The organism is Pseudomonas sp. Xaverov 83, from assembly GCF_019352905.1.
Classification (GTDB): domain Bacteria; phylum Pseudomonadota; class Gammaproteobacteria; order Pseudomonadales; family Pseudomonadaceae; genus Aquipseudomonas; species Aquipseudomonas yamanorum.
Map to the genome: position 1 here is coordinate 1 of NZ_JAAAFU010000010.1, position 10,782 is coordinate 10,782.

The window sequence follows — 10,782 nt, forward strand, 5'->3', positions numbered from 1 at the left end:
GCGTTTTGCTTACTTTTGCGCTGTTCAAAAGTGAGCCGCTGTAAGAGCGGAACCATAAGCGGCCGTTACCGCAGCAACGGATATGTACCCCCCAAAAACCAATCAAAAAAAAGCCCCACAAATGCAGGGCCAAAAAGGTGCAGCAGTCATGCCTTAGGGCGACGATCCATCACATGGCAAGCCTTCCCCTCAGACCGCTTGATCGAATGCAGCGGCTGCAAAACGATACGCGAGCTGATCCCGATATACGTCTTGATGTGCCTGCTCAACTCACTGGACACAGCTCTCTGCTGTTGATCATCCAGATGCTGATGCTCAGCCTTGAGCTCCACATGCACATCCACACTGTCCAGATTGCCATTACGATACAGATGTATCTCATAACACTCTGAAAGCTGTTTTATTTTAAGCACCTGCTCCTCGATCTGCGTGGGAAACACATTAACCCCGCGAATGATCAGCATGTCATCACTGCGCCCGGTGATCTTGTCGATCCGCCGCATCGGCCGCGCTGTCCCCGGCAGCAACCGCGTCAAATCCCGGGTGCGGTAGCGAATCATCGGCAACGCCTCCTTGCTCAAGGAGGTAAACACCAATTCACCCATCTGCCCATCCGGCAACACCTCACCCGTCACCGGGTCGATGATCTCCGGGTAGAAGTGATCCTCCCAAATGGTCGGCCCATCCTTGGTCTCCGCACACTCCATGGCCACCCCAGGCCCCATGATTTCCGAAAGCCCGTAAATATCCAGCGCCGTGATCCCCAGTCGCGCCTCAATCGCACCGCGCAACTCGGCAGTCCAAGGCTCGGCCCCGAAGATCCCCAACCGCAACGCCAGCTTGTGCGGATCAATGCCCTGGCGCTCGATTTCATCGGCAATGTTCAGCATGTACGAGGGCGTGACCATGATGATGTCCGGCTGGAAATCCTTGATCAGTTGCACCTGTTTTTCCGTCTGCCCGCCGGACATCGGAATCACCGTACAACCCAGGCGTTCCGCGCCGTAGTGGGCACCAAGGCCGCCGGTGAACAGCCCGTAGCCATAGGAAATATGCACCTTGTCGCCACGTCGCCCGCCGGCCGCGCGGATCGAGCGGGCCACCACATTGGCCCAGGTGTCGATGTCGTTCTGGGTGTAACCCACCACCGTCGGCTTGCCGGTGGTGCCGCTGGACGCATGCAGGCGCACCACCTCGTTCATCGGCACGGCAAACATGCCGTAGGGGTAGCTGTCCCGCAGGTCGCTTTTGGTGGTGAAGGGGAATCTGGCCAGGTCCTCCAGGGACTTGATGTCGTCCGGGTGCACCCCCAGCGCGTCGAAGCTCTGACGGTACAGCGGCACATTCTGGTAGGCGTGGCGCAGGCTCCAGCGCAGGCGCTCCAGTTGATGGGCGCGCAGTTCGTCGACGCTGGCGGTTTCCAGCGGGTCCAGTACGGGGTTAAGCACGGCGTTTGGAATAGGCATGTTCATGAGTTCACTCGAATTATTTTTGTGTATCAGCCCACCGCACACTGCGGGCTTTGAGTGCATGCCCCAAGGATACCGCTAGGCTCCCCGGGAATCGCGAATCTTTAGTCGGACAGGCGCTCGATGATCAGCGCGATGCCCTGGCCTACACCGATGCACATGGTGCACAGGGCGTAGCGGCCTCCACGTTCCTCCAGTTCATGCAGGGCGGTGGTTACCAGCCGTGCGCCGCTCATCCCCAGCGGATGGCCGAGGGCGATGGCGCCGCCGTTGGGGTTCACCCGTGGGTCGTTGTCCCCCAGGCCCAGCTCGCGCAGCACCGCCAGGCCCTGGGCGGCGAAGGCTTCGTTGAGTTCGATCACGTCCATGTCCGCCAGGCTCAGGTTGGCCAGTTCCAGCACCTTGCGGGTCGCCGGCACCGGGCCGATGCCCATGATGCGCGGTTCCACGCCGGCGGTGGCCATCGCCACCACCCGGCCACGGGCGACCAGGCCGTGACGCTTGGCAACTTCCGCGCTGGCCAGCAGCAGGGCGCAGGCGCCGTCGTTGACCCCGGATGCATTGCCGGCGGTGATGCTGCCACCCTCGCGGAATGGCGTGCCGAGTTTCTGCAGTTGTTCAAGGGTGGTGTCGCCGCGGGGGTGTTCGTCGTGTTCCACCACCTTGGCCGGGCCTTTGCGCTGGGGGATTTCCACCGCGACGATTTCCCTGGCCAGGCGCCCGCTGGCCTGGGCGGCGGCTGCACGTTGCTGGCTGCGCAGGGCAAACGCGTCCTGGTCGGCGCGGGAGATATTGAACTGCTCGGCGACGTTTTCAGCGGTCTCCGGCATCGAGTCGATCCCGTAGGCCTTTTTCATCAGCGGGTTGACGAAGCGCCAGCCAATGGTGGTGTCGTACAGCTGCGCATCGCGGGAAAACGCCTGTTCGGCCTTGCCCATTACCAGCGGCGCACGGGACATCGATTCCACGCCGCCCACCAGCATCAAGCCAGCCTCGCCACAACGAATCGCCCGGGCCGCGCTGCCGATGGCGTCGAGCCCCGAGCCGCACAAACGATTGAGGGTGGTGCCCGGCACGCTGACCGGCAGCCCGGCCAACAGCGCCGACATGCGCGCCACGTTGCGGTTGTCTTCGCCGGCCTGGTTGGCGCAGCCGTAGATCACATCGTCGACGCTGCTCCAGTCCACTTGCGGGTGGCGGCGCAGCAGTTCGCGCAGCGGCACCGCTCCGAGGTCGTCGGCGCGCACGCTGCTCAAGGCGCCGGCGTAGCGGCCGATCGGGGTGCGGACTGCGTCGATGATCAAGGCGTCATTCATTCGGATTCTCCTGCGCCAGCACCGTGCCGCGCACTTTGTAGGATTTGCCATGGAACAGCGCAATCAGCTGGCCCAGTTGGTTTTCGATACGGACGTCGTAGTTGCCGGTGCGACCCGAGCGGCTTTGCTCGCGGCAATCGGCACTCAAGGTGTCGCCCAGGTGGGCCGGGGCGATGTAGTCGATGCTGCAGCCGAGCGCCACGGTGGCGTCGTTGTAGCTGTTGCAGGCCAGGGCGAATGCCGAGTCCGCCAGCGCAAACAGGTAGCCGCCGTGGCAGGTGCCGTGGCCCTGGATCATGTCGGCGCGCACGCTCATGCCCAGTCGTGCGCAACCCGGCGCCACCGAGAGCAGGCGCATGCCCATGCCCTGGCTGGCGGCATCGCGGCTGAACATGGCCTGGGCGCATTGGTTGGCCAGGTTCATGGCTTCATGGTTGGTCATGTGGTGCGCTCCTTTCAGCGGCCCTTGAAGCTTGGGCTGCGTTTTTCCATGAAGGCGGCGACGCCTTCGCGGTAATCCTCGCTGCGCCCGGCCAGGCGTTGCAGGTCGCGCTCCAGCTCCAGCTGTTGGTCAAAGCTGTTGCTCAGGCTGGCGTTCAGGCTGCGCTTGATCAGCGCCAGGCCGTAGGTCGGTTGCGTGGCCAGGTGGCGGGCCAGGGTCAGGGCTTCGTTGCGCAATTCGGCGTCGTCCACGCAGCGGTAGATCAGGCCCCATTGCTCGGCCTGCTCGGCGCTGAGGCGATTGCCCAGCAGGGCCAGGGCCTTGGCGCGGGCCATGCCCACCAGGCGCGGCAGGGTCCAGGTGCCGCCGGAGTCGGGGATCAGACCGATCTTGCAGAAGGCTTGAATGAAGTTCGCCGAGCGGGCTGCCAGCACCAGGTCGCAGGCCAGGGGGATGTTCGCGCCGGCACCTGCCGCCACGCCGTTGACCGCGCAGATCACCGGCAGGGGCAGGTCGCGCAGTTGGCGGATCAGCGGGTTGTAGAACTTCTCGATGGATTCACCCAGGTCCGGCACCGCGCTGCCGGGTGCCACGTTGCGGTCGCTGAGGTCTTGCCCGGCGCAAAAGCCGCGGCCTTCACCGGTGAGCAGCAGCACGCGCACGTCGGGGTTTTCCTGGACCCGCTTCAACGCTTGCTGGACTTCGCCGTGCATCTGCGTATTGAAGCTGTTGAGCTGGTCGGGGCGATTGAGGCTGAGCAGGGCGACGCCGGCCTCGATGGAAAACAGGATGTGTTCGAAGTTCATGGTCGTGAGGCCCTCACGGTGCACGCTCGGCGGTCAGCCGGCTCATTATTGGATCGGCGTGGTCAGCCGGTTTTGCCGGAGTATAGCTTTAACGTGATACATAAATGCAATGATAAAATTGATTTGTTGTGTCTTGTTTTAAGTTTGATAAAAATGAATTGCTCGCTGTGTTGGTCGATAAATACTTGATAAATCCCCTATTTCATTGGATTTAAGTCGAATATTGACGGCGCCATATCACGTCAGGACGACACTTGATCCAAGCGATACGCTTTTTCAGCTTTGTGCTTGTAAAAATGATGTGATACAAAATAAACCAAGATCGGCATCGCTTTGCGAATACGCCATAAAAGGAATCCCCATGACTTGCTACAGCCTCGACGGCCTGACCCCGGTGGTCGACCCCACGGCCTACGTCCATCCCTCGGCGGTACTGATCGGCGACGTGATCATCGGCCCCCATTGCTATGTAGGGCCGCTGGCGAGTTTGCGCGGCGACTTCGGGCGCATCGTCCTCGAAGAAGGCGCCAACCTGCAGGACACCTGTGTGATGCACGGCTTCCCGGACAGCGACACGGTGGTCGAGCGCAACGGCCATATCGGCCACGGCGCCGTGCTGCACGGTTGCCGGATCGGCACCGATGCGCTGGTGGGCATGAATGCGGTGGTGATGGACAACGCCCGTATCGGCGCTCGCTCATTCGTCTCGGCGGCGGCGTTCGTCAAAGCCGGTTTCGAGTGCCCTGAGCAGTCGTTGGTGATGGGCACGCCGGCCAGCGTCAAGCGCAGCCTCAGTGATGAAGAGGTGCACTGGAAACAAACCGGCACCCGTGAATACCAGCGCCTGGCTCAGCGTTGCCTGGAGCAGATGCAGGAATGCGCACCCCTGAGCGCACCGGAAGCTGATCGCCCACGCATCAGCGACAGCGGCCTGCGGCCCAAGGGCAGATGAATCGCCTGCATCCCGACGCCGCTAAAAACGGTATATTTTCTCTTTTTGCCTCGGTACGCCCATGTCGTCACTGACACCCCTGAACCAACTGATTACCCGCTTCCAGGAGCAGACGCCGATTCGCGCCAGTTCCTTGATCATCACCTTGTACGGGGACGCCATCGAACCCCACGGCGGGACGGTGTGGCTGGGCAGCCTAATCCAGTTGCTCGAACCCATCGGCATCAATGAACGGCTGATCCGCACCTCGATCTTTCGCCTGACCAAGGAAGGCTGGCTGACCGCCGAAAAAGTCGGGCGCCGCAGCTACTACAGCCTGACCGGTGCCGGGCGTCGGCGTTTCGACAAGGCCTTCAAGCGGGTCTATAGCTCCAGCGTGCCGGCGTGGGATGGTTCGTGGTGCCTGGTGATGCTCACGCAGCTGACCCAGGACAAGCGCAAACAAGTGCGTGAAGAGCTGGAGTGGCAAGGTTTTGGTGCGATTGCCCCGACCGTGCTGGCCTGCCCGCGCAGTGACCGCGCCGACGTCAATGCCACCTTGCTCGACTTGGGTGCGCAGGAAGACACCATCGTCTTCGAGACCACCGCCCAGGATGTACTGGCCTCCAAGGCCCTGCGGGTGCAGGTGCGCGAGAGCTGGAACATCGAGGAGCTGGCGGCCCATTACAGCGAGTTCATCCAACTGTTCCGACCGCTCTGGCAAGCGCTTCGCGAGCAGGAACAGCTACAGCCTTCGGATTGTTTCCTGGCACGGGTCCTGCTTATTCATGAGTACCGCAAACTGCTGCTGCGCGACCCGCAATTGCCCGACGAATTGCTCCCCGGCGATTGGGAAGGCCGCGCCGCCCGCCAGTTGTGCCGCAATATTTACCGGTTGATCTACGCCAAGGCCGAGGAATGGCTGAACAGCGCGCTGGAAACTGCCGACGGCCCGTTGCCGGACGTGGGCGAGAGTTTTTACCGGCGGTTCGGGGGCCTGAAATAAGGAGCGACGCTGTTCAGGAGAACGGGTGGAGTGAGGTGGCGTAGAGAATAAAAATAAGCCTGCGTGAGGCCTGAACATGATGTCTTCAATTGCACAGCGCTGTGACGGGTTCGACCAATGGATCCATCAGATCAATCAGATCTGTGGCGCATTCGATGGGCAAATCCTGGGGGATGGTTTTTCCGGGCAGATCCGCGAGTACCAGAGCGGCGCGCTGAAACTCAGCTTTGTCGACGCCTGTCAGGCGCGGCTGTTTCGTACCCCCAGCCAAATCGCGGCGGGCGAGGGCGGCAAGTACTTTGCCGTGTTCCAGCTCGACGGCACGGCGGGCATGGCCCAGGGCGACAGCAAGGCGCTGTTGCGCGCCGGCGACATTACCCTGATCGATGCGGCGCACCCCAGCGACTTTACCTACAGCGAGAATTCGCGGCAGTTGTCGTTGATCCTGCCGTCGTACCTGGTGGAGCAGACCTTGCGCTTCAATCCGGTCAAATGCGGGCACCGCATCGAGGCGACGTCGCCGATGGCGATGCTGTCCCGGCAGCTGATTCTGGAGGCCACCCGGCAAGACAACCTGACTTTGCAGGAAAGCGAGGCGACGCTGGAGGCGATCATCAACCTGCTGCGCCCGGCGATCAGCCAGGCGGGTGAGGGCAGCGACGCCCATGAGCGAGTGTTCCGCAAGACGCTGGAGTGCATTGACCAGCATATTCGCTCCGAAGAGCTGTGCCCCGAGTGGCTGGCGCGGGAGGTGGGAATGTCGGTGCGCGGGCTGTACCGGATCTTTGCCCGCAAGGGCCTGGTGGTGGCGCGGTACATCAAGAACCGGCGTCTGGATTTGTGTGCTGAATCCCTGCGCCAATCCAGGGTGGAGGAAAAACTTTCGGTGTTGGGGTACTCGTGGGGGTTTTCGGATTCGAGTTATTTTTCGACGGCGTTCAAGTCACGGTTCGGCATTGCGCCGGGTGAGTACCGCAAACAACACGCCTGATCAGGGGATACGCCGATCAAAAATGTGGGAGCGGGCTTGCTCGCGAATGCGGTGTGTCAGTCACCCAATGCATCAACTGAACCACCGCATTCGCGAGCAAGCCCGCTCCCACATTTGGATCGCGTTTCGTTCAGTTGGGCATTCCATCTTCAATGGCAATCCCTTGGGCACGCATCTCCTTGATCAACCCCGCCCTTGTGCCCGGCAGATTGAGCATCGCTTTGTGCCGCAACTCAGTGACTTCCTCAGCGCTGTAAGGCTTGTAATCCACCGGCGTACTCTTGCCCGCCATCCCGTCCGGGCGCATCAGCCAGTTCAGCAAATCCGCCAGTTGCCCATCGTTCAGCGCCGACTGCGACATCCCCGGCACTCGTACCAAAAACTCCCGACCACCCGGCACCTTCAGAAAGTTGCCGACAAACCCGGTCATCCTCGGCGTGTCGTTCCCCGCCGAACCCATGCCGCTGCCCAGATGGCAGCCGGCACACTGCAGCTGATAGTTGGTCGCCACGCTGTACCCGGCCTGGGCAATCGGCGTTTGTGGCGACTCATTCCCCGGTGCGTGCTTCTGGTTTGGATTGGGAATGGCCCGAGCCTGGGCGAGCGGGGCAGCCAGTGCACATACCAGCCCCAGCAATAACAACCTGTGCATGACGATCACCTTAGTGTGTCGGGGCGGATGGCCTGGACCAGCCGCCCCAATCGGGCTAAACCGCGACGCCGCGAATGATCGAGACCGTGCAGTGGTAGATGTGGGATTTGGCCGCCAGGCACCAGTTCACATCGTTGTTGTTGAACGGTCGGTATGCCGGTTCTTCGCTGTCGTTACGCGTGCACGCGCACTGCGCGCAGCTTTGCTTACCGCAGCAGTCGTTATAGGAAATGATGTAGTCCTTGCCGTCCGCCGGGTTGCGGCAGGTGCCGATCCAGGTCACCTGGGACGCCTCGGTGCCCGGTGGGCAAGAGGTCACCGAACCGCCACAGCAACTGCACAAGAAACCGTCGATGGAGCAGTATCGCCAGTAGTCGCAACTGTTCGGGTCGCCCGGATCACCGGCTTTCGGGTTATCGGCAGCCAGCGCCTTGCTGGTGCGGTCCAGGGGCAGCAGCAGGGGCAATGCGGCGCCTGCGACCATCAGCGAGCCCATACGGGCCAACAGTTTGCGTCGCGACGTGGTGTCGGCCAGGCGACGGGTCGAGCGCTCGAATAACAGATCCAGCAATTTCATGAGAGTCTCCCTGCCTTAATCAATGGCTATGGCCGTGGCTGTGGTCGTGGGGATGCGGCTGGCTGTTGAGGTATTCCTGCAGCGTCGCGCTTTTCAGGTGTTCGACTTCGAACAGGCTGTCCAGGTGCTCGCGGGAATTGACCAGGCCCTTGGCGCGCAAGGTGCCGCTCTTGTCGATCAACGCGGCGTAGGGCAGCTTGCCGATCTGGTAGGTCATGCCGACTTCCGGGCCGACCACGTAGGTGACGTCGTCCAGCTTGTGCTCGGTGATCAGCGCTTGCTGGGCTTCCATGTCGCCGTCGCTGATAAACACCACATCAAGGCGGTCGGCCTGTTCCCTGGCGATGGATTTGATCGCCGGCAACAGAGATTTGCAGATCGGGCAGGTGGGCGAGAGGAAGAACAGCAACTGGTTCTTCTCACCGGCATAGCCGAAGTTCACCGGGCGGCCTTTACGGTCGGAAGCGGTGACTTGCGGCGCCGGCTCATTCACCGCCACGCCCTTGTCGACCATCAGCGCGCCGGCCGGGGCGATGCGCCCGTGCAGCACGCCAATCTGGCGCACCAGGCCCATCACGGCAAACGCCAGCGCCAGCAGCAGTACCCACAGCAGTACGTTGGAAACAATAAGGCCTTCCATTGATCACCTACCAATCAGTTTGAGCAGAAGAGGGGAGTTCGCCAGCAGGCCATCGGCTGCGGCGTAAATCAGCAGCGCGACGGCGCTGGCGGCGACGGTGACGAAGCCGTCGAAAAAACCCAGGTCACGGGCAATCGGCAGCACGCTGGCCAGCAGGGCCACGGCCACCAGTGCGCCGTTGCGCAACAGCAGGATCGGCCGCAACGGCTGCGCCTGGTCGGGGCCTGCGCAGCCGCAGTCGATGTCCCGGCGGCCGCGCCACAGGTTGATGCCAATGGCGGCGGCGTACAGCGCAATCAGGCCGGCGGCGCTGAGGGCGGCCCAGGAACGGCTGGCCGGAACCAGCAGGGCAAAGGCAATCACCAGTTCCAGCACCGGGATTACCCGGGCGGCGGGGCGAGTCACTGCCTCTGGCAGCAACTGGTAATCGGCCAGTTGCCGGGCGAAGCGTGCCGGTGCGCGCAACTTGTGGGTCGCGGCACTGGCCAGCAACACCGCGATGGCGAGGGCGCTGGCAATGATGAAGATCGGGTCGATATGCATGGCCGAACCTCTTTAGTAGCTCATGATCTGGGTTGCGGTCTTCGCTACCTTGGCCATGCTACCGGTGAGTTTATTGGTCTTGAGGTCGAAGATCTGCAAGCCGCCTTCGACGTCGGCACCCAGCAACAGGGGCTTGTCGTCGCCGGTGGCTTGCATGCTCCAGACCGGGGTCGGGGCTTCCAGGGTGGCTATCTTCTTCATGGTCTTGAGGTCATAGGCCCAGATGATGGTGCTCGGGTCTTCCCACTTCATCGGCTCGTGGTTGTCGTGCATCAGCACGTACATGCGGTTGAGCTTTGGTGCCACAGCCATCAACTGCCAGCCACCCGGAGCCCAGCCGGTTTTCTTTTCCGCGTCGGTGGTGAGTGACCAGGACGGCAGGATTTTCGGCTCATCGCCGGAGAAATCTACCGGGCGGATGGTGCCGGTGGTGGTGGTGAAGTAGTAGGTGTCGCCCACGTTCACCGCGCGTTCGTTGAGCTTCTCGGCGTTGGGGTCGAAGAAGTGCGTGCGGTTGCGTGAGGTTTCCTGGCCCTGCTCGTTCAGCGTCACCACTTGCAGGCTGCCGTCGCCGCACAGGGAGGCGAAGCGGCGGGTACCTACGGGGTAGTTGAGTACGCAGCCGGGGATCGCGATTTCGGCGGTGACGGAGCGGGACTGGGTGTCGACCACGGTCACGGAGGTGGAGGGGGTGAAGTTGTAGATGTAGACGAAGCGGTCATCGCCGCTGGTCTTCAGGCCGTAGCGTTGGGTCAGGGATTCGGCGCGTTTGTTCGGGATCAGGACTTCCCACGAAGGTGACAGGCTGGAGCTGTCCCAGGCGGTGAGCACGTCGGTGCGGTCGCCTCGGGTGCCGCGGGAGTAGTAGATGTCGGCGCTGTACAGGGTCTTCTGGTCGTGGCTCAGGGCCGAGGGGGCGGCGAAGCCGGTGGGGACCATACCGAGGACGCGCTTTTTGTCGGGATCTACCACGGTGACGCGGCCGACTACGAAGCTTTCGAATTCGACGTCTACCACGAAGGCGCGGTGGGCTTCCGGTGGGAAGGCCAGGGTGGTCTGGCCTATGGTGTCTGGCGGTAAATCCGCCTGGGCGCTGTTCAAGCCGAGTACAAGCAGGCCCAGACCCAGCGCTGACTGTACGTTGATCCTGTTGCTTCGCATTAGGGGCACTCCCTGAATTTTTTGTGTTTTGCTAATCGCGGGTGCTTTGGCAGATTCTTGCAACTGGATTCTGCCTTGTGGGGGGATTGCAAGAATTGTTGTGGCTGCCAAGTGGTTGTTTGTCTGTGCCAATGGGGTGGGGTGGGGGTGTATATCCGTTATTTTTGTTATGGCTGGTATTGGTTCCGCTCTTACAGCGGGTCACTTTTGAAAGGAGCCCAAAAGTAACCAAAAGGCTCTTGCCCCAC

At 61.9% G+C, this 10,782-nt stretch carries 12 protein-coding genes; 3 read left to right on the forward strand and 9 right to left on the reverse strand.

Going from position 1 to position 10,782, the window contains the following annotated elements; translation table 11 throughout:
• Nucleotides 1-146: 146 nt before the first annotated feature.
• The 4 genes from paaK to paaG form a co-directional block, all read right to left on the reverse strand.
• Entirely contained in the window at nucleotides 147-1,472 is a 1,326-nt protein-coding gene (gene paaK, locus K0H47_RS04395; protein WP_219272050.1) for a phenylacetate--CoA ligase PaaK, read from the reverse strand.
• A gap of 101 nt (nucleotides 1,473-1,573) precedes the next feature.
• Nucleotides 1,574-2,785, reverse strand: a complete 1,212-nt coding sequence (gene pcaF, locus K0H47_RS04400; protein WP_063029023.1) for a 3-oxoadipyl-CoA thiolase — start codon at nucleotides 2,783-2,785, stop codon at nucleotides 1,574-1,576.
• The gene (paaI, locus tag K0H47_RS04405) at nucleotides 2,778-3,227 is read right to left on the reverse strand and encodes a hydroxyphenylacetyl-CoA thioesterase PaaI (RefSeq protein ID WP_008431049.1); all 450 of its coding nucleotides are present in this window, start codon (nucleotides 3,225-3,227) and stop codon (nucleotides 2,778-2,780) included. Before paaI ends, pcaF begins: the two co-directional genes overlap by 8 nt.
• A gap of 14 nt (nucleotides 3,228-3,241) precedes the next feature.
• Nucleotides 3,242-4,033, reverse strand: a complete 792-nt coding sequence (gene paaG / locus K0H47_RS04410) for a 2-(1,2-epoxy-1,2-dihydrophenyl)acetyl-CoA isomerase PaaG (protein ID WP_219272052.1) — start codon at nucleotides 4,031-4,033, stop codon at nucleotides 3,242-3,244.
• Between the two features lie 361 nt (nucleotides 4,034-4,394).
• Here paaG and paaY point away from each other — a divergent pair, with 361 nt between their 5' ends.
• From paaY to feaR, 3 genes are all read left to right on the forward strand, one after another.
• Nucleotides 4,395-4,985, forward strand: a complete 591-nt coding sequence (gene paaY, locus K0H47_RS04415) for a phenylacetic acid degradation protein PaaY (RefSeq protein ID WP_134326259.1) — start codon at nucleotides 4,395-4,397, stop codon at nucleotides 4,983-4,985.
• Between the two features lie 61 nt (nucleotides 4,986-5,046).
• Nucleotides 5,047-5,970, forward strand: a complete 924-nt coding sequence (gene paaX / locus K0H47_RS04420; RefSeq protein WP_063029029.1) for a phenylacetic acid degradation operon negative regulatory protein PaaX — start codon at nucleotides 5,047-5,049, stop codon at nucleotides 5,968-5,970.
• Nucleotides 5,971-6,046: 76 nt separating this feature from the next.
• A complete protein-coding gene (gene feaR / locus K0H47_RS04425) occupies nucleotides 6,047-6,961 on the forward strand; it encodes a transcriptional regulator FeaR (RefSeq protein ID WP_003208881.1) in 915 nt (304 codons plus the stop codon).
• A 130-nt stretch (nucleotides 6,962-7,091) separates the two neighbouring features.
• On the opposite strand, the gene K0H47_RS04430 is transcribed toward feaR, so the two are convergent.
• From K0H47_RS04430 to K0H47_RS04450, 5 genes are read right to left on the reverse strand one after another with little or no spacing between them, the layout of a single operon-like run.
• A complete protein-coding gene (locus tag K0H47_RS04430) occupies nucleotides 7,092-7,613 on the reverse strand; it encodes a cytochrome c (RefSeq protein ID WP_219272054.1) in 522 nt (173 codons plus the stop codon).
• A gap of 55 nt (nucleotides 7,614-7,668) precedes the next feature.
• Complete coding sequence (locus K0H47_RS04435) at nucleotides 7,669-8,190, reverse strand: methylamine dehydrogenase light chain (protein ID WP_003208877.1); 522 nt, start codon at nucleotides 8,188-8,190, stop codon at nucleotides 7,669-7,671.
• A 19-nt stretch (nucleotides 8,191-8,209) separates the two neighbouring features.
• Entirely contained in the window at nucleotides 8,210-8,830 is a 621-nt protein-coding gene (mauD, locus tag K0H47_RS04440; protein WP_063029035.1) for a methylamine dehydrogenase accessory protein MauD, read from the reverse strand.
• A 3-nt stretch (nucleotides 8,831-8,833) separates the two neighbouring features.
• A complete protein-coding gene (locus K0H47_RS04445; RefSeq protein WP_063029037.1) occupies nucleotides 8,834-9,373 on the reverse strand; it encodes a MauE/DoxX family redox-associated membrane protein in 540 nt (179 codons plus the stop codon).
• A 12-nt stretch (nucleotides 9,374-9,385) separates the two neighbouring features.
• Nucleotides 9,386-10,534 carry an amine dehydrogenase large subunit gene (locus K0H47_RS04450; RefSeq protein WP_177027611.1) on the reverse strand — a complete coding sequence of 383 codons (1,149 nt, stop codon included), beginning with the start codon at nucleotides 10,532-10,534 and terminating at the stop codon, nucleotides 9,386-9,388.
• Between the last annotated feature and the right edge of the window lie 248 nt (nucleotides 10,535-10,782).

What these genes read in the sequence shown, in the direction of transcription:
- paaK (WP_219272050.1), bottom strand. Translation starts at nt 1,472, where the DNA reads ATGAACATGCCTATTCCAAACGCCGTGCTTAACCCCGTACTGGACCCG.
- pcaF (WP_063029023.1), bottom strand. Translation starts at nt 2,785, where the DNA reads ATGAATGACGCCTTGATCATCGACGCAGTCCGCACCCCGATCGGCCGC.
- paaI (WP_008431049.1), bottom strand. Translation starts at nt 3,227, where the DNA reads ATGACCAACCATGAAGCCATGAACCTGGCCAACCAATGCGCCCAGGCC.
- paaG (WP_219272052.1), bottom strand. Translation starts at nt 4,033, where the DNA reads ATGAACTTCGAACACATCCTGTTTTCCATCGAGGCCGGCGTCGCCCTG.
- paaY (WP_134326259.1), top strand. Translation starts at nt 4,395, where the DNA reads ATGACTTGCTACAGCCTCGACGGCCTGACCCCGGTGGTCGACCCCACG.
- paaX (WP_063029029.1), top strand. Translation starts at nt 5,047, where the DNA reads ATGTCGTCACTGACACCCCTGAACCAACTGATTACCCGCTTCCAGGAG.
- feaR (WP_003208881.1), top strand. Translation starts at nt 6,047, where the DNA reads ATGATGTCTTCAATTGCACAGCGCTGTGACGGGTTCGACCAATGGATC.
- K0H47_RS04430 (WP_219272054.1), bottom strand. Translation starts at nt 7,613, where the DNA reads ATGCACAGGTTGTTATTGCTGGGGCTGGTATGTGCACTGGCTGCCCCG.
- K0H47_RS04435 (WP_003208877.1), bottom strand. Translation starts at nt 8,190, where the DNA reads ATGAAATTGCTGGATCTGTTATTCGAGCGCTCGACCCGTCGCCTGGCC.
- mauD (WP_063029035.1), bottom strand. Translation starts at nt 8,830, where the DNA reads ATGGAAGGCCTTATTGTTTCCAACGTACTGCTGTGGGTACTGCTGCTG.
- K0H47_RS04445 (WP_063029037.1), bottom strand. Translation starts at nt 9,373, where the DNA reads ATGCATATCGACCCGATCTTCATCATTGCCAGCGCCCTCGCCATCGCG.
- K0H47_RS04450 (WP_177027611.1), bottom strand. Translation starts at nt 10,534, where the DNA reads ATGCGAAGCAACAGGATCAACGTACAGTCAGCGCTGGGTCTGGGCCTG.